The organism is Subtercola boreus (assembly GCF_003399645.1).
Lineage (GTDB): Bacteria > Actinomycetota > Actinomycetes > Actinomycetales > Microbacteriaceae > Subtercola > Subtercola boreus_A.
Genome location: NZ_NBXD01000007.1, coordinates 56273 through 79460 on the forward strand (window position 1 = coordinate 56273; position 23188 = coordinate 79460).

The window sequence follows — 23188 nt, forward strand, 5'->3', positions numbered from 1 at the left end:
CTTCCGAAGGGCGGACACCGGCCGATCAAATTTTGGAGAACCGGCGTGCGATGGTCTTGTATTTGCTGCTTCGTTCCAAACGCGCCTTGTATCCAAGGAGCGAAATACTGACCTTCTTCGATAGTGACGGTGGTGTCTTGAGCCCGGCCCAATCGACACTGAATCGTTCATCCTGAGACGACAGGCGCGGAATTCCCACTTGGGTCTGCACAGTGTTGGCCGAATGCATCGCCCGAAGCCAAACAGGCGAGTGCCAAACCGTCTTGATCTGCTCGGTCTTCCGCACCTTGTGGTGCTGCTTGAAGTAAACACCGAGGTAGGGGACGCCGTTGTCGGGCGAGGCTTCGATGAGTGACATGAACGGATTGGACCGCCACAATCCGGAGAATAGAGCACCTTCACAAGCTCGTAGCCCGATTGGATAATCCACGAAGAGGCGGTCCTGATTAGCGAAGTGTGATTGAACATTCGAAAGATAATCTCGAGCAATAGCGTCGTCGTTATCCAGACGCGTGCTGATGAGAGGTCGTTCGTCGGTCAACCCCTCGGTCTTCAACCGCTGGCCCATCGTGGCGTTTGTCATGCCGGAAACAAACAGCGGAATCAACACATCGCCAAACGACCGCATTTTTTGCTTGAACCAGTCTGGGCTCGCTTCATCACAGAAAACTACCCACCTGAAGTCAGCCCCGACTTGGCCCGCAACCGATGGGAGGCAGAATGTCTCAAACTCGACCAGGCGGGCTCGTAGCCACTCAGAATCCAGCCGTTGCTCCAACGGACCGTATTCCAGTGTGGTGAGGATGTTGAATTTGGTCAGCAGTAGATGGTTGAACCTGACATTTGCATGGCTACTCATCGTGCTGATCTCCCCCTGTTTGCTCAACTGATGAGACGTGGCGCTGCGAACGCCCCGTCACCCCCATCAGAGGGCCTCATACTAGCGGCCTTGTGTTTCCAAAATGATTCGCAAGGCCGTTGGGCATCCCGCAACCTCTCCGAAACGTAGGAGGCATATCCTTGGGGTTCTCAATCTGCATCTGCCCTCAGATGCGCACATCCGCCTCCGAATCCCGCCTACGACGTCATCAGACACGCCACGAGAGAACCCGCATTGCGAGAAGGATTGCACCAGATGGGCAAGAAGAATTCTGTGAATGTCTCCGCCGAACGGCCACCTGTCAGGGTGCTGCAGTCGACGAAAAAGCCCGTTGGGGGTACGGAGTACGTCACGTCCCTGGTGGAGGGCGCAGCACCTGAGGTGACAAACGTGTTCTTCACTTGGCGGATAGCGCTTTTCGGGAAGTTCGACGTCTTTCACGCCCACTGGCCCGAATATTGGATCCGCAACAGGAATCCGACAAAGTCGCTCGCCCAGAAGATCTTGTTTCCCTCCATGATGGTCTGTCTGGGTCTGCGCGGAATTCCGATCGTTCGCACTCTGCATAACGTGGTGCCGCACGAGAAAAGTACCCGTATCGAACAGATGCTGTTGCAGTTGTTCGACCGTCGTACCGACCTTTTCATTCGGCTCAACTCGGCTACTCCGGTGGCGGATGGAGCGAGTGTCGTCACCATCCCACATGGCGGATATATCGAAACGTATGGGTCATACCCTTGTCCAGAGCCAGTTCCAGGTCGTCTGCTCTACTTCGGCCATGTACGCGCATATAAGGGGCTGGACAGCCTCCTCTCCGCATTCCGCGCCAGCACAAGAACTGATCTCAGCCTGCGGATTGTGGGCAGTCCTAAGGGCGAAGCTCTGTCAGATCTCGTCAGATCCGCCTCGTTAACCGACACGCGTATCTCATCGAGACTGGAATTTGTCGACGATTCCACCCTGGTTTCTGAAATCGGACAGAGCGCTCTAGTCGTGCTCCCCTACCGCGACATGCACAACTCGGGTGCTCTTCTCGCGGCGTTGTCGCTTGCTCGGCCGGTACTAGTGCCACAGAGCAAGTCAAATCAAATCCTGGCTGACGAAGTTGGTCTGGACTGGGTGGTGCAATATGAAGGTCCCTTGACTGCAGAGATAATCGAATCTGCCGCCCATCGGGCGAGACAATGGTCCGAGAAGAACCCTTCACGTCGTCCGGATCTCAGTTCCCGTAGTTGGGTGCATCTGGGCGAGCTGCACTATCTTGCCTATCTTCAGGCGCTGGGCTCGGCCAGACCCGCCGCCCGAAAGTGAAACGAAAGGATTCAGACTCTTGAGAACCCTCATTTACACAATCGCGCAAAACGGATACGACACGGCATTTTTGTCGTGTATCGCAAGTCAGAGGGCCTACGCGAAACGTTTGGGGGCCGAGTATGTATCAGTCAATAAGCCGAAGCGCATCGAAGACACCGCGCTGAGCGCCTGGCTGAAGATCCCTTTGATGATCAATGCGCTCGAGTCCGGGTACGACTGGGTCGTCTATATTGACGCCGATTGCGAGGTGAAGAGCACCGCCCCAGACTTTCGGCACGAACTCGCCGATCTCGAGGATGACGTCTTCATGGCCCTCGGTCGATCAGGTCGACTCAACTCGGGAGTCATGATGGCTAGACGATCTGACAGATCTGTCGCTTTCTTTCGCCGGGTGCTCGATAGCATGACGGAGAGCATTCCTGGGGAGGACAGACTGACGCTGAAGTACGAGAACGGAAACGTCATCTTCGTTGCAAGAACATCAGGCGGAGTGGCCGTCATTCCGTCGGTGTGGAACAACACAATCGACCCAGAGTTGAGCGACAACGTGCGTCATTATACCGGTAACCTGCGCCCACTGTTGAAACGTTCCCTCTTTCGGGAGGTTCAATACCAGGTTCTCAAGAGGGTTGGAGCCCGCCAGCTGTCGAAGTTCCAGAGCCAACCAGAGTCTAGGGACAGCGACTTTGCGCAGGCCCTGAAGCGTGTTGAGAATGCGAGCGTCGCCGCCTTCCCAACTCTTACGGCCCGATCAAGATCCGAGGCCTGAGGTGAAGCTTCCAACTGTGCGTGTCGCCGGTACATGCTTGCTCTTGGCGATGCTCGCTGCTGCGCTGATTTTCGGTGCGTTGACTTTGACTTCTCGTCTTGGTTCTACAAATTCTTTCGTCTTGATCGTCGGGGGCGCGGTCGTTGTAGCGTTGTGCTGCTTGCCGAAGGACTGGCTGCCCTCAGCGGCTCTTGCCATTTTTCTTGTTGTGCCTCGCGTCGCGTTGTCCGAAAATGACTTCCTCAATACCATTACGCCATCGTTCATCATTCTGGTTGTTTGGTACGCACGGTCGATTTTCGCGCCGAGACCAGAGTTCGCTGCAGTGAAAAGCCGCGTCGGCGTCGCCTACAAGCTCATCGCTGGCGCACTGCTCGCGTGGCTCGCCGCCAGCGTGTTTACGAACGGCCTTTTACAAACGAGTCTGGCGTGGTGTCTCGACCTTGCTGTGCTCGGCCTCCTCATCGTGCTCGTTCCGGTGCCTGCAAACGCCATCGCGAACCTGCAGCGCACATTCCTGTGGGCGGCGGTTCTTATGGCTGCATATTGCTCCGTTGAGTTCTTAGTACAACGTAATTTTCTATTCGACCCGATTTACGCCGCACTGAACATCGTGCCCGCCCAGCATTGGTCGGTTTACCGAGCGTCGGGTTCTTTAGGCCACCCGCTCTACGCAGGTCTTTTTTTCTCCATGGCGTTCGGCGTAGCCTTTGGGAAGCGCCTTGAAGGTGGCAGCAACAAATACCTCCTGGTTGCCGGAATAAGCATGCTGGGCGTACTTACCACGGTTTCACGAAACAGCCTCGGAGCAGTCGCGATCGCTGCGGGAGTGATTATTCTCCCGAACTTGTTCCGACGTTCATCGCTGAGCCCTCCAGCAAAGATCGCCTTGGCGGCTGCGGTTGTGGGTGGAGTGTTCGGCATCACACAGGCCTCCGCATTTCAAGATCGCCTCGATTCAGATGAAGCACAGGGTTCAACCAACGCGCGTGGCGTCATCGTGGACTTGGCTTTTCAAGTAGCTCAGGCGTCTCACTGGATCGGTTCTGGCCCTGGGTCCTCGGTGAGTGCGGCCGCACCGCTCAACCCGCGTGGCGTAATCATTGAGAGTGCCTACCTTCAGCTTTTGATCAGCGTCGGTATCCCTGGATTGCTTTTGTTCGCGCTTCTTATTGCCGGTGGGGTACTTACGGCGATCAAGTACAACGCCTATGCAGGCCTTGGATGCCTTGCGGCGTATGCCGTCTCAGTAGGGTTCTTCAATGTTCTCGAGTCGAGCAGGCCGACCATTCTCTTGCTGGGATTTGCCCTCCTCATGGCTTGGCGTGATCGGCCAATCGAAATTGGAGAAAATGACCCCATGAAACCACCGGTCGGTGCCCTGTCCATGAGGACTGCCCCTACGAACAATGCGGTGGGGGCGAGATCGAGATGACTCAGGCGGATGACACAGCGTTCCGCAACAAGGCCTTGACCGGAGTCAAGTGGGTAGCTGCCGACAAGTGGAGCAACCGTCTGATGGGGCTAGTGGTCCTGACGGTTCTGGGTCGCCTGCTGTCTCCGGCCGACTTCGGATTGGTTGCGCTTGCTAGCGCGTTTATGGCGTTTGCCAACGTCTTTGTCGACCAGGGATTTGGTCGCGGACTCGTCCAACGGGCAGAACTCTCGAGGATTTACACCAATACGGCCTTCTGGACTTCAGTCATTTCCTCGGGCGCTCTCGCGTTGATTTCCTTCCTGCTGGCGCCGCAGCTGGCGGAGCTTTTTGGGGACGGAGAGTCCCTGACTCCAATCATCCGATGGCTTTCGGTCGGCCTCGTCCTTAACGCCTTGTCTTCCGTTCCAGCTGCGTTACTTGAGAGGGACTTCAAATTTCGCTCTCTCGCAATCCGACGATTTTCGGGAACAATGGTCGGTGGCATTGCGGCAATCGTTTCCGCCTTTGCAGGCTTCGGGGTATGGAGCCTCGTGATCCAGACCCTCCTCGCATCCATCGTCGGGCTCGTCACGCTCTGGGTGGAGAGCAGGTGGCGCCCAAATTTTGAGTTCAGCTACTCCGCCCTCAAAGACCTCTGGAGCGTGGGCGGCTCTATTATCGGTATGGAGCTGATCGGACTGGTGAATTCCCAGGCCGATCGGCTGCTCATCGGGGCCGTTCTGAGCGCCGAGGCGCTTGGCTATTACTACCTCTCCGTGCGTCTGGTTTCGATCATGGTGGAGCTATTTTCGTCTGTCTTCTCGGGTGTATCGCTTACGACGTTCTCACGGCTCCAACACGACAGACCGCGGCTGCTCGCATGGTTCTACAAGCTCACCAGTCTCAGCAGCACATTCGCGATTCCATTCTTCGCTCTTGGTGCGATCACGGCTCCCGTGCTGATTCCCCTCGTATTCGGCGAACAATGGGAACAAAGCGTAATCATCATGAGGGTCCTCTGTTTCCTCGGGGCCCTCAACGCCGTGGCTTACTACGACCGAAGCGTTCTAATTGCAGTGGGGCGAGCCAGGTCCGCGCTGTTCTTGACGCTCGGGCAGAGCCTGTTGGGTGTAGTGCTGGTGCTCATTGCTCTGCCCTACGGCGTGGTCGCGGTAGCACTAGGGGTCACCCTCCGCCAGTACATCTACTGGCCTCTGCGGCTCTATATTTTGAAAAAGAACGTCGGTGTAGACCCAAAGAAGTATTGGTCCCAGTGGTTCCGACCATTCTTGGTGTCCCTGGTGGCCGTCGGAGGGTCCATTCTGCTGGGCTCATTATTCCCACAGCTTGTTTCAGTGCCCTTCGCCTTTCTTCTAGTACATGCAGGTTGGGCCCTAATCGTGTTCGGAATTGGTACTTGGCTGATCAACAAGACGGTCTACCACGACGTAATGAGGATCGTTCGAAAAAAATTGTGAACCCGCGGTGTTCACGTTATGCGGACGGAAGCGACGTGGGCTAGCGTTCGCTTCATGGGGAACCGGCAGTCAATCGCAGAGCGTTTCGACGCGAGGAGAAATAGTCTCAATTTCATCAGGCTCACTTTGGCCGGGCTGGTAGTTATCGCTCACACATGGCCGGTCGGCGGATACGGCTCGACACCCTTTCTTGGCGACCAGGACATTGGGGATTGGGCCGTCGCCGGATTCTTTACCATCTCGGGGTTTCTCATCACTGGCAGCCGACTTGCATCGAGTTCTGCCCGAAGCTACTACTGGAAGCGATTTCTTCGAATCTACCCAGGCTTTCTCGCGGCCCTTCTTGTGGTTGCCTTCGTGGCGGCACCGGTAGCAGGATTAATCAATTCAAACGGCTCGTACCAAATCGTGGATGGCATCACTTACGTCCTAAAGAACCTCGGTTTATTCATATTTCAGCGGGACATTGGTAATACGCTCACCGGGATGCCATTTGATGAGGCCTGGAATTCCCCATTGTGGACTCTGTCCTACGAGGCGGCTTGCTACGTAGTGGTCGGAGTACTTGTCTCGTTCCTGCCGCGTCGTCACGTGCGGTGGGTGGTGATTTGGGTTTTGGTCTTATGTGTCGCTGTCACGATCCCACAGGCGATAGACGCCGTAAACTTGCCATTGTTGTTCGCGCGCGGCTTGCGGCTTGGAGGCTTTTTTGCAGCAGGCGCGACGCTGTACTTCTTCCGTGGAGCCGTACCCCTCACAGGTCTCCTTGCCGCATGCGCGGCCGGTCTCACTGCAGTGACGATGTATCTCGGAGTGTTTCAAGCACTGGCTGGTTTGCCCGTTGCCTATCTTTTGCTCTATCTGGGTTCGACGCTTCCGTTCCACCGGATTGGCGTACCAAACGATATTTCGTACGGAATTTATATTTATGGATTCCCGATTCAGCAATTGCTCGCGATGAGCCTCTCGGATCTGTCAGTGCCGATTCCGGTCTTCGTGGCGCTTTCCTTGGGGCTGACCATGCCGCTTGCGCTAGCGTCATGGTTCGTCGTTGAAAAGCCCGCCCTGCGGCTCAGGCGCCTTCCCTCGAGTCGACGTATCCACGAGCAATCCTGGCCGGCGTAGTCGGGCTTCGAAGAGGCCAATTGCACCGATGCCCGAACTGCGAAGTCGGAGGCGGTCGAGAGCGTCGATGATCCAGAGGCCGGTGAGCAACTGCATCCTTCGGGTTAAAAGCCCTCCCGCCACGCCGCGGAGTTGTTGAATCGCTAGCGAATATCACGACATGTCCATATACTCCGGAGAGATAGCCCCCTCTTTGGGGGTGGTGACTGCGAACTCTCATCGGGGTTGTTCGCATCGCCGGTTTGGGAGCATCGTGCCGACAGTCCGAACGAACAAAGCGAAGCTGACCCTCGGTGCGGTTTCGGCCGCTCTTCTCGTCACAGCGGTTCTACCGGCTAGCCCCGCTTTCGCTTTAACCGCCGTCGGGCCAGGGCGTATCGAGAACAGTTCGTCCCAACTTAACTTCTCAGGCACGTGGCAACTATCGTCGCCTTCGAGTAAAGACAGTGGCGGAAACAGTGCGGCAGCCAAGGCCGCTGGCGATTTCGTAGAGCTCGCCTTCAACTCGACTGGCGTGAAGTGGTTGGCTCGAACAGGCCCATCTTTGGGCTTGGCATCTGTCTACATGGATGGAGTCAAGGTCAAAGATGTCGATTTATATTCGGCCACCCAGTCATACCAGCAGGTCGTCTACTCGAGTTCAGGCCTCGCTGACGCCACACACGTCATCAAGATCGAGCGCCAGGGGAAGCACAGCTCCTCGTCGACGGGCAACGACGTGGTCTTGGACGCAATCGATGTTGTGGACTCGGTGGCTCCGGCGAGCGTAGCTGGATTGACAGCGACGCAGGCCCAGTCGGTTGTGCAAACCTCCTGGGCCGCAAGTGAAGCGCAAGACGTGGCTTCGTACAGGGTGTATCGGAAGACCAACTCGGGAACGTCAGCTGTTGTCCGGGAACTAGCGGCGCCCGCGACATCCTGGGCTGATGCGGGTGTTCTCCCCGGGTTGACCTACCAATACCAAGTGACTGCCGTGGACTCAAGCGGGAACGAGGGCCAGCCGAGCTCTGGGGTGTCGATCTCCGTGTCAACCGATTCGGTCGCCACATCGGGAAGGCAGGAGAACACGTCGGGACTGATTCACTCTGAAGGGACCTGGCAGCTGTCCGCACCTTCAAGCAATGACAGCGGCGGCAATAGTTCGGCTGGAAAGATCACTGGCGACTATGTCGAGCTAGCGTTCAGTGGAAGCGCGGTGCAGTGGATTGCCCGGACTGGCCCCTATCTTGGGGTCGCAGCTGTGTTCATCGATGCGATTAAAGTTGCCGATGTCGATCTCTACAGCCCAGCTGCCGCCTACAACCAACGTGTCTTTGCAAGCCAGCCGTTGGCCAGTGGTATACACACCATTCAAGTGGTTCGATCGGGCGTCCAATCGAGCGCCTCGACAGGCAAGGATATTGTCCTCGATGCGTTCGACGTCCTGGACGTCGAGGCCCCGGCCCCGGTTTCGGGAGTCACAGCACAGATCTCAGGCTCAGTAGTGAACGTCAGCTGGACTGCCTCAACCTCACCCGATGTCTCTGGTTACGACGTGAACAGGGTCGTCGGTACAGAGCAATCTGTGCTTAGCCGTGTTCAGGCTGGCAATACCACTGTCGCTGATTTTTCCGCGCCCACCGGAGTGGACCTGAAGTACACAGTTTCGGCATTCGATTCCAGCGGCAATACTTCGGGCGCAGTATCGTCGTCGCCAGTAGCTGTGTCAACGACGACCACCGTCGCCTCCTCTCGCTATGAAGACGGCTCGACAGCGATTGGGTGGAGTGGCACGTGGGCCGCCCAGTCCAATAGTTCAGATAGCGGGGGAACTAGCCGGGCTGGGAAGGTGGCAGGCAGTTCTGCGCAGATCGCATTCAACCAAACCGGAATCGACTGGGTTTCGCGAACTGGACCGTCTCTCGGGCTTGCGGATGTTTTTCTGGATGACGTCAAGGTCGCTACGGTTGATCTCTACTCTCCTTCTCAGACATTTCAGCAGAAGGTCTACTCGAGCCATTCGCTCTCGGGCACTGGCCATAAGTTGCGAGTTGTGCGAACGGGAACAAAAAATTCAGCGTCATCGGGGAATGACATCACCGTGGATGCGTTTGTTGTCTCGGATACGATCGCACCGCCCAGTGCCAGCAATCTGGCGGTTTCACCTCAGACAAGCGGCTTGCTCGTGTCCTGGAACGCGAGCTCTGCAGGTGACGTGGCTGGCTACCGTGTCTACCGCGCATTGGGTTCGGGCGCGCTGCTTGTAGTCAGCGGGTCGTCCCTGCTCACGACGACACAGTTCACCGACATCGGGCTCAGTGAAGGGGCGACCTACCGGTTCGCCGTCGGGGTGGTCGACTCCAGCGGAAACGAATCGATCAAGGGAAAGATCGTCTCGATGCAACAGCCCACGTTCTCGGCGCCATCCGTTCGGGCTGCGGACTGCCCGGCCGGAGGGGTGGCCGTCGCCAACATCACGCAGCTGCGAACCGCTTTGGTCAATGCAGGGCCCGGTTCGGTCATCAAACTAGCTCCGGGCACCTACCGCGGCGGCATAACCGTTACGACCAGCGGCACATCGGCAAACCCGATCTGGATCTGTGGCCCGCGAACAGCAATCTTCGACAATTTCAACGTAGCTTCTGCAAACGGAGTCTTCATCAATACCGCTTCTTACGTGAATCTGGCCGGATTTAGTATTCAGAACTTTCGTAAGGGTGTCGTGCTCTCGTCGGCAAGCCATATCTCAGTGGCAGACCTGGCTATCAACAATGTCGGCAACGAAGCCATAAAGCTCCGCTACGGCACAGTCGACTCAATTGTCATCGGCAATGTCATCTCGAAAACTGGACTTGTCGACAGTGTCTATGGAGAAGGCGTATACATCGGGACTTCTCCAAAGGATTGGTGCGATGTCTACGCCTGTAAAGCCGATATGAGCGATCGGAACTGGGTCATAGACAACACAATCAGCGGTACGACTGCTGACCCGATAGAGGCGAAGCCAGGAACTAGCGGAGGCGTAATACGGGGTAACCACGTTGACGGTACTGCTCTCATCGATGTCTCGACGATCATGGCGATAAAGGGAAAACAGTATTTCGTAGCAGACAATGTTGGGACGAACGGCAAGGCTGACGTGGGGTTCTTCAGTGCCGAAACCGAAGTCGCGGGTTACGGTCGCAACAATTCGTTCGCTCGCAACACAGTGAGCGTGCCGAAAGGCAGCACGGGGATCTATGTTGGAACGAATGCGGGCAACGTCGTTGACTGCACGAATTCGGTCTTGGTGTCTGGGTCTGTGTTGACCAACGTGACGTGTCAGAAGTAAGCGCGCGGGTGACCGTTCTCAGTGCGTGATCGGGTCGGTGCTGAGCACCACATCGTCGTAATCAATTCTTGAGTCGGTGAGGGGCGCCCAACTGGAATCGTGGCCACCGTAGTAGCTAGTGAATTTAATAGTGTCTATGGAGTAGGAGAGGTCGTCTCTGAAACGGACATCCTTCTGATCGAGCACGAGTTGACCGTCATACCATGCCTTGAGGATGCCGTTGTGTTGACCGGGCGTATTCATGCTCACATAGCTTTCGATGGTGTGCCAGGCTCCATCGTTCAGGTAAACGTCGCTCCCATTGAGGTTGTAACGCAGGTCCGGAGCGTACTGCGTTGTCTGATCGGGCGTATATGGGTATTGAACCAGGTAGCCATTGGATCGCCACATTCCCCGTGCACTCCACCCGATGGCGGTCCCATTTGGGTCGTTCTGGCCGGACGATGAGTGAGGGGCATCCGTTGTGCTCTCGCCTCCGATGGGACAGATGCCTCCGCACAACCCCGGGAGCTTGCCTCCCTTTGCGGGGTCGAAGTCGCCCGATGTGCGGACACGATAGGCGAAGTACAGAGCGTTTTGAGGAGTCTTGAGGGACCACTGGAGGAGAACCCGGTCATCCTTTTCCGCATCCTGGCTGTTGTACTTCCCGGCCGGGAACGTCTTCTGGAGAAACCTGTTGCTCTGATCGTCCGCAATAACCAGTGAACCGGCAGGTCTGACCGTGAAACCCTGAAGCGCTCCGCCGTCGCTTTTCCATTCGTCCTTGGCCTCAGATTGCAAGTATGTCCCGACGGGGGCGCGATTGAAATCAACATTTAACAAGGCCTTGGAGACGTTCATCTTCAACAGTGAATGATCTGCCCCGGTCACGTCGTTTGCTAGGGTCACGACTCGTTCGAGAACGAGCGGTTTGGCTGTATTCGGCTCAGTCCAACATGCACGGATGTGAAAGTCAGTTGCAGGTTGGCCATTCGTCGAGGAACTAGACGGGGAGGCTTCAATCCAAATGCCCGTGGCTGCTGTCACAGCCCCCGTGGGGTCGAATACCACGGACACGGGTCCTTCAGCTATTCCTGTTAGGCGAGGAGGTATTTGAAACCCGGTTTTCGGGTTCAGCGTGAAGGCTCGGTCTATGTGTGCTGGATTGCGGCAGGCAACCTGGTTTTGAAGATCCTGCAGCGAGGACACGGACGAACCGCGCATTTTGGCCAACAGATTAGCCCAAGCAGCACTCTGGGCCGACGTCGCATACTGCTGGCTCGAGTCTGCTTTGCTGGCGTTCTGCAGTTGTGAAAGCATTGCCGCCTGCTGCGATATGGCTTGCTCTGCTGAGGTCGTATCCGTAGCCGATTTTTGTGAGGGCGAGTCGCGTCGGTTTGCGACTCCCGAGCCGAGAGTAATTAGGACGACCAGCAAAACTGCTCCACCGAGGACGAACCACCGAACCGTCGGGGACCAGCGACGGCGCGGTCGCTTCGACGCGTTCGACTGATCAGACACCTCTCTCGCTCCCTCCGCGATGGTCATCAATGAAATCCACAGTACTAGCGGGGTCTGACGGTCGTGCAGATGACGACCGGTGAAGTCGTCAGGTCTGTGTCAGGCGAACCCCCGTGGTACTCGTTGACCCCTGTTCGGGGGTATCTTGATCGCGGCGAGAACCTCTGGTTCACATTGCCGCAACAAATTGCTGGTACAAATGACCAGACTCTGGGGGGCAGCTTGCATCCCGGTCGGCGCGAAAGGGCACTGCATGAAAATCTCGGTCATCGGCTGCGGCTATCTCGGGGCGGTTCACGCTGCGGCTATGGCCGAACTGGGGCATGAGGTCGTCGGTATCGACGTCGACCCGAACAAGGTCGCGATGTTGGCCGCCGGTAAGGCGCCGTTCTTCGAGCCGGGCCTGCCCGAGATTCTGGCGAGCGGTATCGCCTCGGGGCGCCTGTCGTTCTCGACCGACATGGCCGCTGTGCAGGGCGCGAAGGTGCATTTCGTCGCGGTCGGTACGCCGCAGCGCAAGGGGGAGAACGCCGCCGACCTGACCTATGTCGATGCGGCGATCGACGCGCTCATCCCGCACCTCTCCGACGGGGACCTCGTGGCCGGCAAGTCGACCGTGCCGGTCGGCACCGCGGCGCGCCTGGCGGCCAAGGTCACGGCCGGGTCGGGTGCCCAGCTTGCCTGGAACCCCGAGTTCCTGCGGGAGGGTTTCGCCGTGGAGGACACAATCAGCCCCGATCGTCTCGTGTACGGGCTGCCCTCGGGTGACGCCCACGAGGCGACGAAGGCCGCGCTCGACGAGGTCTACGCGGTCGCGCTCTCGAAGGAGACCCCGCTCGTCGTCACCGACTACGCGACGGCTGAGCTCGTGAAGGTCTCGGCGAATGCTTTTCTCGCCACGAAGATCTCCTTCATCAATGCCATGGCCGAGATCGCCGAGACGACGGGTGCCGACGTCACGCAGTTGGCGGATGCCATTGGTTTCGATGCGCGCATCGGCCGCCGGTTCCTGAACGCCGGGGTCGGCTTCGGCGGCGGATGCCTGCCGAAGGACATTCGGGCCTTCACCGCCCGGGCCGAGGAGCTCGGCCGCGGCGAGTCGGTCGCCTTCCTGAAGGAGGTCGACTCGATCAACCTGCGCCGTCGCCAAAAGGTCGTCGACCTGGTGGTCGCGAGCTTCGACGGGCAGATCTTCGGTAAGAAGGTCGCTGTTCTCGGGCTCGCCTTCAAGCCCGATTCCGACGACATCCGTGACTCGCCGGCCCTGGATGTTGCCGCGCGGTTGAAGGGCCTGGGCGCCGACGTCATCGCGACCGACCCCGAGGCCATCGAGAACGCGAAGCGTACGCATCCGCAGCTCGACTTCACGACCGACGTCGATGCGGCCCTGCAGGGTGCCGACGCGGTCGTCGTGGTCACAGAGTGGAAGGCGTTCCGCCAGCTCGATCCCGCCCGTGTCGCGACGCTCGTCTCGCGGCCCTACGTCATCGATGGCCGAAACTGCCTCGACCCTGCCGCCTGGCGTGAAGCCGGATGGACCTACCAGGGCCTCGGCCGGCCATAGATCGGGCTGCCGCGAAAACGCTCGGAACGGTCATCCGGAGCCCTTCAGGATATTAAGCTGGAACGGTGACTGACTCACCGAAACCTGTAGACGTCGTTCTGATCGGCGGCGGCATCATGAGCGCGACCCTCGGGGCCCTCATCAAGCTGCTGCAGCCCGAATGGTCGATCGCGGTCTACGAGAAACTGGGGCGGGTCGCGCTCGAGAGTTCGAACCCGTGGAACAACGCGGGAACGGGTCATGCGGCCCTCTGCGAGCTGAACTACATGCCGCAGGCGCCCGATGGTTCGGTCGAGACGTCGAAGGCCGTGGCCATCAACGAGCAGTTCCAGGTGAGCCGGCAGCTGTGGTCGTTCCTCATCTCGAAAGGGCTCATCAAAGACCCCGAGAGCTTCATCAACTCCACTCCGCACATGACCTTCGTCAAGGGCGCCGACAACGTCGAGTACCTGCGGAAGCGTTACGAAGCGCTGTCTCACGAACCGCTCTTCGCCGGCATCGAGTTCAGCGACGACCCGCGCGTGATTTACGGGTGGTCTCCGCTGCTCATGCGCGACCGCCAGAAAGACGAGGTCGTTGCGGCGACCCGCGTGCCCGCCGGCACCGACGTCGACTTCGGGTCTCTCACGAAGCAGCTCTTCGACTACATCACGGCCAACGGCGCGACTCTGAACACCGAGCACAACGTCACGGGGCTGAAGAAGCAGAAAGACGGCACCTGGAAGATCGCGATGAAGCACCTGGTCGGTGGTACGCCGACCATTGTCAATGCGCGTTTCGTCTTCGTGGGTGCCGGCGGCGGTGCGTTGAACCTGCTGCAGAAGGCAGGCATCAGCGAGATCAAGGGCTTCGGCGGCTTTCCGATCAGCGGCGAGTTCCTGCGCACTGACAACCCCGCCGTGGTCAGGGAGCACCAGGCCAAGGTCTACGGCAAGGCCTCCGTGGGGGCACCGCCCATGTCGGTTCCGCACCTCGACAAGCGCGTCGTCGACGGTGAGGCATCGCTGCTGTTCGGCCCGTATGCGGGGTTCAGCCCGAAGTTCCTGAAGTCCGGTTCGTGGCTCGACCTTCCCCGCAGCATCCGGTTGCACAATCTCGGTCCCATGCTCGCTGTCGCCCGCGACAACCTCGACCTCATGAAGTACCTCATCGGCGAGGTTTTCGCCAGCCGCGCCAAGAAGATGGAGGCGCTGAAGGAGTTCATGCCCACCGCCGACCCGAAGGACTGGTACCTCATCACGGCCGGCCAGCGCGTGCAGGTCATGAAGAAAGACGCCAAGAAGGGTGGAGTGCTGCAGTTCGGCACCGAGGTCATCACGGCGAAAGACGGCAGCATCGCAGGTCTGCTCGGGGCATCCCCCGGGGCCTCGACCGCGGTTCCTATCATGCTCGACCTCATCGAGCGCTGCTTTCCGAGCGAGTACCCCACGTGGGTGCCGCAGCTGAAGAAGATGATTCCTTCGCTCGGCACGAGGCTCAACGAGTCGCCCGCGAAGGCGAAGAAGGAGATCTCTGCGACGGCCGAGGTGCTCAACATCTCGGCCTGACCCGCGACGACTTCGAGCCCCCGACGCCCTCGGGCGACACGAACCGCAGTCGGGGGGAGTGTCCGGCTACGCTGACGCTACTCATTCAGCGAGGGGCGGTCACCGGTGGCACCTGCACGACCCCGTCGCATCCGCATTCATGTCGTCCATGAGAGCAGGATGCTCGCCGAGGCAATCAGCGTCAAGCTGAAGACCCTGCTCCCCGGGTCGTCGGTCGACGGTTGGACCAAGTCGTGGCACGTGTACACGAATCGCGACCAGAGCGTCGCCGACGTCGTCATTCTCTACAACGAGCTCGGCAACGGCTCACCCACCCCGGCGAAGGTGAGCGCGCTCGCGCCGCAGGGTACGGGCATCGTGGTGCTGGGCTCGACGACCTACGCGCCGGCCATTCGCCGGGTACTGGATGCGGGGGCACACTCGTATGTGCTTCTCACCGAGCCGACGGACGTCATCGCGGCAGCGGTCGCGGCGGCCTTCCGCAACGAAGAGTTCATCTCGGGCGAGGTTCAGAAGCTCCTCGCCGACGACACTGCCGAGGCCGTTCCGCAGCTCACGCTCAGGGAACTCGAGATCGTGAGCGCCTACCTCTCGGGCTCCGGTTCCTCGGTTCCTGAGACGGCGGCCCAGTTCGGTCTCTCGGCCGAGACTGTTCGCACCCACATCTCCCACGCCCGGCGCAAGTACGCCTCAGGCGGGGAGCCCATCACCAAGATGGAACTTCGGCGCCGCATGATCCACGACGGCTGGATACTCCAATAATCTGATCTGCATGAACGACGCCATCCTGAGCCTGAACATCACCAATGCGCCGTTGATCGTCACAATGAGCGCGTTGAGCATCGCTCTCGTGCTCTATCTGCTGATCAGGCGGCCCACGACGCGGTGGGTGCTCACGGCGGCCCTCGCGCTGGTGGGCGGTGCACTCGCGGGTGCCCTCACAATCCTCATCACGGTGAACGTGCTCGATCTGTTCGGCACCCGACTGTCGCCGGTGGTGGATGTGTGGATCATCCTGACCTTCACCGGGGTCGCTGTCGCCATCGCGAACCTGTGGCTGTCGAGCTGGTGGCGAAAGCTGATCGCGGTGATCGGTATCGTGGTGATCGGACTGACCGGAACGCTGGGGGTCAACGCGGCTTTCGGTCTCAACAAGACGGTGGCGGCGTTCTTCGGCGTCACGAACGAGAAGCCGCTTGACATCGGCAGCAACACGAACTCGCCGACAGCCGACCCGAACATCGACCCGAATGCTCCCCTGTATTCCACGTGGAAGGCTCCGGCCGACATGCCGGCCACCGGCAGCCTCGGCACCGTCTCGATTCCGAACACCGAGTCGGGCTTCCTGGCGCGCACCCCGCTCGCCTATGTGCCACCGGCGGGCCTGGTCGACAACAAGCCGAAACTGCCGGTGATCATCCAGCTCAACGGCCAGCCCGGCAGCCCGGGCCTGGACGACCCGAAGGTCATTCTCGACAAGCTCGCTGCCGAGCACAACGGTCTGGGCCCGATCGTGGTGAACCCCGACCAGCTCGGTGACGACAGCAAAGACCCGCTCTGCCTCGACACCTCGATGGGCAATGTCGAGACCTACATCATGAAAGACGTCGTGCCGTGGGTGAAGTCGCACTTCGCGGTCTCCGACAACCCGAAGGACTGGACCATCCTCGGCTTTTCGAACGGTGGAATGTGTGCGTCGTACTTCGGTGCGAAGTACCCGCAGGTGTTCGGCAACTTCGTCGACCTCTCGGGCGACGAATACCAGGGTGTCGACGACCGCTCCACCCTCAGCCGCGTCTTCCAGGGAGACCAGGCGGCGTACGAGGCGGTCTGGCCCACGACGATCATGTCGAAGACGACCTATCCCGACTCGGTGGGGGTTTTCACGGTCGGTGAGTCCGACACGGAGGCCACTGCCGGTGTGAAGAAGAACTACGACGCGGCGGTGGCTGCGGGCATCATGGCCAGTTTCACCGTCATCCCGGGCGGAGGGCATGACAACGTCGCCCTCGACGGTGGCCTGAGCACGGCCTACGACGTGCTCTTTCCGCGGTGGGGGCTTATCGCACCCACGACCTGACTGTCCAGTGAACGAACGCGACTTGTCCCATAAATGGGGGACGCGCTACAGTCAGGTCAAGCCAACTTCAAACGTTTTGCATATATCCGATCTGCTCGCATCCAGCGAAAGAGCCCGACCAGTGCCAGTCAACCTCGTGCCCCCTGCGTCAGACGCCGATTCCGACGTGCGCTGCATGATCAACCGTTGCGACGAACTCCCGACGAACGAGGTCTCGGTGGCCTCACGGGGCCAACTCTCCCGGTTCGCCGTCTGCGTCGAGCACGCCCACGACATTGACTGGGGCGTGATCGAACCCCGTCCCACCGCTGCCGCGCGAGGGTATCTCGGCCGGTCCGACGAGCCCGAGTCATCCCAGAGCGCTTGAGATCGCCGACCAGGCACCCCTCGGCCATCGGAGGAGGAGGGTGACCGGCACCTTCGGAGGCACCGCCGCGATGGACGGGGAGCTCGATTTTCGTACCCGGGTCATCCAGGTTCTCGCCATCGAGACGGCCGTGCGATACGGCGTCTTCTCGTTCTTCGTCGATATCCAGCCCGTCTGGGTGCGGGTCAGCCTCGCCGTGATCGCCGTGATGGCGGTCATCGTCGCTGTTCTGGTTCGCCGGGCCAATCCCGTCTCGCACCTTCCCGGTCGGGTTCTGATCGTCGCCTCCATGTTCGTCGTGACCGCACTGTCGCTCGCCGTCACCACCTCCGATCTGGCGGTCATCACCTCGTTCTCGCTGCTCGGACTCACGCTCTCGTCGATCACTCTCGACTCCTACCGCGCCGGTGTGGTCGTCGGTCTGATCGGAACCTCGCTGGCCGTCTTCGTCGCCGTGGCGCGCAGCACCAGTCCGCTCGCGGTCGTCCTCATCTACGTGGGGCTCTTCGTCACGGGCTCCTTCCTCATTCTGCGGCTGCGGCAGTTTCTCGAGCTAGCCCGTGACCAGGCCGTCTCGCAGGCCAATTCCGATTCGCTCACGGGTCTGCTGAACCGGCGCGGGATGGAGACGCGGGTGCCGGAGCTCGACAGCGAGGCGAACGCGCTCGGCAAGCGCATCGGGTGCCTCGTTCTCGACCTCGATCACTTCAAGAGCATCAACGACAGCTTCGGGCACCATGTCGGCGATCTCGTGCTGATTCGAGCCGCGAAGCTGCTCAACGATCAGGTTCGCACTCCCGATATCGTCGTGCGAACGGGGGGAGAGGAGTTCGCGGTCTTCGCCCTCGTGAATGACGAACTGGAGCTCGCCCGGCTGGCGAACCGGCTGCACGCTGCGCTCCGAGCCAGTGCGATCGCCGGGGCCAGGGCGCCCGAACCCATTCCTGCGGTGACCGCCAGCATCGGTGGATCGGTCGGGAGAGCCGCTACCCCTTCAGATCTGTCGACGCTGTTCCGGCGGGCAGATCGACTGTTGTACGACGCGAAACGCGCCGGCCGGGATACCATTCGAATCCAATCCAGTTCTCAGCTGCGAAAGGACGACACCCCGATGGTTGCCGAACCCGGTGCCGAAGCGAGTCTCATCGCCGAGGTACGGGAAGGCGTTCGAAACCATTCGGTCACGGTGGCCTATCAGCCGATCGTCGATCTGCAGCGGGGCCAGATCATGGGCTATGAGGCGCTGGCACGCTTCACCGATCGGCTCGGTGCGCCCGTCAGCCCGCCGACGCTCATCGCGATCGCGCGCCAGCTCGGCCTGCTCGACGAGCTCACCCTTCAGATCGCCACCCGTGCGTTCGCCGACATGGCCGCCTTCATGCGGCTTGAGCCCCAGGCCAGGGCGCTGCACCTGAACGTCGAGGGGCCGCAGATACACGTGCAATCGCTCTTCGACGGCCTGCGTGAACTGCGGCGTGAGCATCCGATGGTCGCCCTGCGACTGGAGTTCACCGAGGCGTCGCTCACCCACTTCGACGACGAGGCGCTGAACCACATGAAGGTGCTCACCGAAGAGGGGTTCGTCTTCGCGCTCGACGACTACGGACAGGATCAGGCCGACGCGGCGGCTCTGCTCCGGCTGCCGGTGTCATCGGTGAAGATCGACAAGATCTTCCTCGCCGACGAGACCAACACCAGGCACCGCATCATTCTCGGCTCGTTCTCGCACCTCATCACCGCCCTGCGCATGGAGGCGGTCGTCGAGGGGGTCGAGACGAGATCGGGGCACGACACGGCGCGGGATCTCGGTATCGGCTTCGCCCAGGGCTACCTCTACGGGCGACCGGCCACGGCCGGTGACACGCTCGCGAGGCTGTCCGCGAGCGGGCTCCGTGTCGAAACGTGAGTTCGTCGAAGGCCCACGCATCACCCAGAGCAGGTCGAAGCAGTACGAGGGGTAGAGCACCATGGTCGTAGAACTGATTGCCGCAGAACTCACGCGCAGAGCACTTCTGACGGGCGCCGTGTCGGGTGCGGCCGCGCCCGGCATGATGACGGGAGCTCCCCGGCAGAGCGTCGCGGTGCCCGAGCAGCTCGTCTTCAACGTGAGCGACTACGGCGCTGTCGGAGACGGGGTTCAGGATGATCTGCCGGCCATCAAAGCGGCGATCGCTGCCGCGGTGGCAGACGGCGGCGGCACGGTGTGGTTTCCCGTCGGTGTCTACTCCATCTCTGCAGCGATCGGTGACACGGGCCGGGGATTCACGAGCATCACTCTCGCGGGCGCCGGGTCGCAGGTCGCGACCATCAGGGCGGCGACGAACGCCCCCATCCTGACCGGGCTCTGGTACCTCTGCACCGTCGTCAACCTCGTGCTCGACGGGAACGGCATGGGTTCGCCCTGCATCTCTGCCCACCTCGACAAGACACACCTCGAGCGACTGTGGCTCCTGAACTGGAACGGGTACGGCATCACCGTCAACGACGGAACGTTCGCCGATGTGGGCGGGCTGCTGAATGTCATCGACCGGTGCAACATCCAGCAGAACACGGGAACCGGCATCCGCACCGGGTATCGCTTCTACGACTCGTGGATCATCAACAACAACATCGGGGCGAGCTACGCCGACCTCTCTCTCGAGGGTGGGCCGGTGCGTGTTCTCGGCAACCACCTCGACGGGTCGCCGACCTACAACATCGAGTTCAGAGGGAACAAGCGCATCGTGGTCGCCGACAACATCCTCGAGGGTTCCCGCAAACAGTCGATCGTCTACACGATGCCCTCCTGGATGAGCTCCGACAAGCCCCAGATACAGATCAACGGCAACACATTCTCGAACGGCGGCAAGCTCGCCCAGAACGTCTACCCCGCGATCTCGATCATCGGCGTCTCGAGCGCCGCCCGCACCGAGGGGTTCTCCATCACGGGCAACACCTTCGCGTGTGACGACGCCGGCGCCGGGTGGACCTACGTCGTCGAGGCCCAGTTCGCTCGCGCCATCTCGGCCGTGGGCAACCAGTGGCGGGAGGGCCACATGGCCGTTCAGCCCTGCCGATTTCTCACCTGCGCCAATACGGAGGTCATCGGAAACCATGCGGACAATGCCATCAAGACGACCTGACTCAGTCTCTCCGCCACGGAACGGCTGGTGTTCCCTGTGAAGATCTTCGCCAATCGAACTCCGAGAGAGATCCGCGCAATCGCTCTTCAGATCGTGTTCCTGCCCGGAGCGCTGTTTCTGGCAGTGTTGGCGTTCGCGGGAGAGTTCAATCCGCAGTGGGTTCGATCGGTCGCCTACGGTGGCGTGGTGGCCGGTCTCGCGATCGTCGTCGTGGCGCGGATCACGGACTGGGTGACCCGCCAGTTCCTGACGGCGATCGTGGTCTCGACGATGGTTCTCACCCTCGTGATCGGGCTCAGCATCCAGCCCCAGGCGATCGGAACGCTGTCTGCCTTCGTCTTTCTGGGCGTGGCCGTGGGATCGTCTGCTTTTCTGAGGGTCGACACCGCCCTGGTGATCAGCGTGCTCTGCACGGCGTTCGGAGTGTTCGTCATTTCGATGCGATCCTCGATCCCCGTGGTAGCCATCATCATCTTCCTTGCGCTCATGACGATCTGCACAATGGTGGTGATCGTGCTGCGGCAGAGCCTCCAGCGGGCGCGCGACGAGGCGATCGCGCTATCGCTGACCGATTCCCTCACCGGTCTCGCGAACCGCCGCAGCATGGAGGTGAATGTGCCGCTGATGAGTGCCCTCGCCGATCGCACCGGCCAGTACCTCGGTTCCCTCTTGCTCGACCTCGACCACTTCAAAGCAGTGAACGACACCTACGGGCACCACGTCGGCGACGAGATCCTCTGCGCGGTCGCCGAGGCGCTGCGGCAGGGCACGCGGGAGAGCGACCTGTGCGTGCGCATCGGTGGCGACGAGTTCTCGGTGTTCACGATCGTGAGCGATCGGGATGACCTGCAGCGCATCGCCGAACGGCTGCGCCAAGCGATCGCCGACATGCCGACCGAGCCGTCGATGACCGCGAGCGTCGGAGGTTCGGTGCTGGATCGGGCCCTCTCACCCCGGTCGCCTGTGGTCGGCACCGACCTGTTCCTCCGCCAGGCAGACCGGGCGCTCTACCAGGCCAAATCGGCCGGCCGCAACCTCATCCAGATCGATTGGCCCTCGTCATGACGACTCTTCGAGCCCGCGAGATCGACGTCATCGTCAGAGTGCAGGGCACGACCTTCGCCCGAGCGGCTGTTCCGGTGGGCAAGGCGCTCAGCCTGTTCGGTGAGCACGCGGCAGGCTGGATCGTGCTGGGGCTGATCGGCGCCGTGCTCGACCTGCAGCGCGTGATGCCGTGGCTTGTCAGCGTGGGGGCGGTCATCGTCGCCCACGGATTGTCGGTCGTCATCAAGCGGTTCGTGCGACGGCCCAGGCCGGGTTCGGCGGCCCCGAGCGGCGCCGACGGGGCCGGTCCCGGCGGTAGGGCGTACCGGCCCGACAGCAGCGGCCCGGTGATCGTCTACGCGAAGGCGCCGAGCAAGCTCAGCTTTCCGAGCTCCCATGCTTCGTCGACTATGGCTGCAGCGATCGTCTACACCGCGCTCGTTCCCGCGCTGTGGCCGGTCGCCGTGCTGGTCGTTCTCGCCATGGGCTACAGCCGCATCATCCTGGGCATGCACTTCGTGACCGACGTGCTCGCCGGCTTCGCCATCGGTCTGATCGTGGGCCTGCCGACCGTTCTGCTGCTCGCCTGACACCCCGCCGCGGTCACAGCGTGGGGAGCTCCCAGCCGTACTGCCGGGCCAGCACGGAGACGAGGAACAGCGCTGCCCAGATGCCGCCGACCGCGAAGAGCTTGAGATCTTTGAACACCACTTCCTCGGGCGCCGCAGCCTCGCCGCGCTCGATGTCGAACGCATACAGCAGCAATGCGACCCCGAAAGGGACGATGGATGCGATCGACCCGATCGACGTGCCACCGTTCAGGTCGAACGCCCACATCGCATAGGAGAGCATCGTGAGGGTGGCGGCGACGGTCCAGACGAAACGCAGGTAGCCGAGCGAGTACAGGTCGAGGGTCTTTCGCGTGTGGGCTGCCTCATTGCCCTCGCTGCTCACCTTCTCGGAGTACCTTTTGCCAGCCACCATGAAGAGCGAACCCGAGGAGATCACCAGCAGGAACCACTGGGTCACCGGCACGCCGACCACCGCGGCCCCGGCGATGGCCCGCAGCACGAATCCGCTGGCGACGACGATGATGTCGATGACGGGCTGGTGCTTGAGCCAGATGCAGTAGGAGACCTGGATGACAACGTAGGCGGCGAGCACCACGCCGAACGTCGCGTACCCGAGCAGCAGGGCGATCGCGGCCGGCGCGATCAACAGCACGATCGAGGTCGGCCAGGCCACCCGCGACGGGAACTCGCCCGAGGGGATCGGCCGGAACCGCTTCTTCGGGTGCAGTCGATCACTCTCGATGTCGAGGAGGTCGTTCAGCATGTACCCGCCCGAGGAGGTGAGGCTGAACGCGATGATCGCGAGCACGACCTCGGGAATGACCCCGGGCTCGAGAATCACACCGGCCGAGAGGGGCGCGAGGGCGAGGAGCACATTCTTCAGCCACTGTTTCGGCCGCATCGCCCGCAGCGCGGCCGGGCCTCTCGGAGCAGCTTGCACCTTGACACTCGTCACTGTCTACCCCCGATTCCCCGACGGTCAGCCGGGCTGTCATCCAGAGCGAGCCAGCCGTGGCAAACTTGGGATGCACCCCCTGTTCACGGGGTATGTGGCTCAGTCTAAGGGCCTGAGAGTCTCACCTGAAAGGTGCACCGATCG

The 23188-nt window shown here is 60.8% G+C and carries 18 protein-coding genes; 15 read left to right on the forward strand and 3 right to left on the reverse strand.

What is annotated here, in order from left to right; all coding sequences use genetic code 11:
- Positions 1 to 25: 25 nt before the first annotated feature.
- Positions 26 to 859, reverse strand: coding sequence for a glycosyltransferase (locus tag B7R24_RS02605; protein WP_147303942.1), 834 nt, complete (start codon positions 857 to 859; stop codon positions 26 to 28).
- A 276-nt stretch (positions 860 to 1135) separates the two neighbouring features.
- Here B7R24_RS02605 and B7R24_RS02610 point away from each other — a divergent pair, with 276 nt between their 5' ends.
- From B7R24_RS02610 to B7R24_RS17245, 6 genes are all read left to right on the forward strand, one after another.
- Complete coding sequence (locus B7R24_RS02610; protein WP_116417438.1) at positions 1136 to 2191, forward strand: glycosyltransferase; 1056 nt, start codon at positions 1136 to 1138, stop codon at positions 2189 to 2191.
- A gap of 19 nt (positions 2192 to 2210) precedes the next feature.
- Positions 2211 to 2963, forward strand: coding sequence for a putative nucleotide-diphospho-sugar transferase (locus B7R24_RS02615; protein WP_116417439.1), 753 nt, complete (start codon positions 2211 to 2213; stop codon positions 2961 to 2963).
- Between the two features lies 1 nt (position 2964).
- Positions 2965 to 4398, forward strand: coding sequence for an O-antigen ligase family protein (locus B7R24_RS02620; RefSeq protein ID WP_172582678.1), 1434 nt, complete (start codon positions 2965 to 2967; stop codon positions 4396 to 4398).
- Positions 4395 to 5858, forward strand: a complete 1464-nt coding sequence (locus B7R24_RS02625) for a lipopolysaccharide biosynthesis protein (protein ID WP_116417441.1) — start codon at positions 4395 to 4397, stop codon at positions 5856 to 5858. Before B7R24_RS02620 ends, B7R24_RS02625 begins: the two co-directional genes overlap by 4 nt.
- Positions 5859 to 5912: 54 nt before the next feature.
- The gene (locus B7R24_RS02630) at positions 5913 to 6983 is read left to right on the forward strand and encodes an acyltransferase family protein (protein ID WP_172582679.1); all 1071 of its coding nucleotides are present in this window, start codon (positions 5913 to 5915) and stop codon (positions 6981 to 6983) included.
- Between the two features lie 253 nt (positions 6984 to 7236).
- On the forward strand, positions 7237 to 10293 hold the full coding sequence (locus B7R24_RS17245) for a fibronectin type III domain-containing protein (RefSeq protein WP_147303943.1): 3057 nt from the start codon (positions 7237 to 7239) through the stop codon (positions 10291 to 10293).
- An 18-nt stretch (positions 10294 to 10311) separates the two neighbouring features.
- Here B7R24_RS17245 and B7R24_RS02640 read toward each other — a convergent pair whose 3' ends face one another.
- The gene (locus B7R24_RS02640) at positions 10312 to 11181 is read right to left on the reverse strand and encodes a polysaccharide lyase (protein ID WP_116417444.1); all 870 of its coding nucleotides are present in this window, start codon (positions 11179 to 11181) and stop codon (positions 10312 to 10314) included.
- A gap of 865 nt (positions 11182 to 12046) precedes the next feature.
- On the opposite strand from B7R24_RS02640, the gene B7R24_RS02645 reads away from it, so the two are divergent.
- The 9 genes from B7R24_RS02645 (at position 12047) to B7R24_RS02685 (ending at position 22107) form a co-directional block, all read left to right on the forward strand.
- Positions 12047 to 13357: a UDP-glucose dehydrogenase family protein gene (locus B7R24_RS02645; protein ID WP_116417445.1), complete on the forward strand. Its 1311-nt coding sequence runs from the start codon at positions 12047 to 12049 to the stop codon at positions 13355 to 13357.
- A 65-nt stretch (positions 13358 to 13422) separates the two neighbouring features.
- Positions 13423 to 14904: a malate:quinone oxidoreductase gene (locus tag B7R24_RS02650; RefSeq protein ID WP_116417446.1), complete on the forward strand. Its 1482-nt coding sequence runs from the start codon at positions 13423 to 13425 to the stop codon at positions 14902 to 14904.
- Positions 14905 to 15063: 159 nt separating this feature from the next.
- The gene (locus B7R24_RS02655) at positions 15064 to 15666 is read left to right on the forward strand and encodes a helix-turn-helix transcriptional regulator (RefSeq protein ID WP_116417447.1); all 603 of its coding nucleotides are present in this window, start codon (positions 15064 to 15066) and stop codon (positions 15664 to 15666) included.
- 10 nt (positions 15667 to 15676) lie between these two features.
- Positions 15677 to 16984, forward strand: a complete 1308-nt coding sequence (locus tag B7R24_RS02660) for an alpha/beta hydrolase (RefSeq protein WP_116417448.1) — start codon at positions 15677 to 15679, stop codon at positions 16982 to 16984.
- 121 nt (positions 16985 to 17105) lie between these two features.
- Entirely contained in the window at positions 17106 to 17351 is a 246-nt protein-coding gene (locus tag B7R24_RS02665) for a hypothetical protein (RefSeq protein WP_116417449.1), read from the forward strand.
- A 40-nt stretch (positions 17352 to 17391) separates the two neighbouring features.
- A complete protein-coding gene (locus B7R24_RS02670) occupies positions 17392 to 19257 on the forward strand; it encodes an EAL domain-containing protein (RefSeq protein WP_116417450.1) in 1866 nt (621 codons plus the stop codon).
- Between the two features lie 61 nt (positions 19258 to 19318).
- Positions 19319 to 20473 (forward strand): right-handed parallel beta-helix repeat-containing protein, encoded by a 1155-nt coding sequence (locus B7R24_RS18255; RefSeq protein ID WP_116417451.1) that lies wholly within the window; start codon positions 19319 to 19321, stop codon positions 20471 to 20473.
- A gap of 36 nt (positions 20474 to 20509) precedes the next feature.
- Positions 20510 to 21538 carry a GGDEF domain-containing protein gene (locus B7R24_RS02680; RefSeq protein WP_147303945.1) on the forward strand — a complete coding sequence of 343 codons (1029 nt, stop codon included), beginning with the start codon at positions 20510 to 20512 and terminating at the stop codon, positions 21536 to 21538.
- On the forward strand, positions 21535 to 22107 hold the full coding sequence (locus B7R24_RS02685) for a phosphatase PAP2 family protein (RefSeq protein WP_116417453.1): 573 nt from the start codon (positions 21535 to 21537) through the stop codon (positions 22105 to 22107). Before B7R24_RS02680 ends, B7R24_RS02685 begins: the two co-directional genes overlap by 4 nt.
- A 13-nt stretch (positions 22108 to 22120) precedes the next feature.
- On the opposite strand, the gene B7R24_RS02690 is transcribed toward B7R24_RS02685, so the two are convergent.
- Entirely contained in the window at positions 22121 to 23044 is a 924-nt protein-coding gene (locus B7R24_RS02690) for a decaprenyl-phosphate phosphoribosyltransferase (RefSeq protein ID WP_216363599.1), read from the reverse strand.
- Between the last annotated feature and the right edge of the window lie 144 nt (positions 23045 to 23188).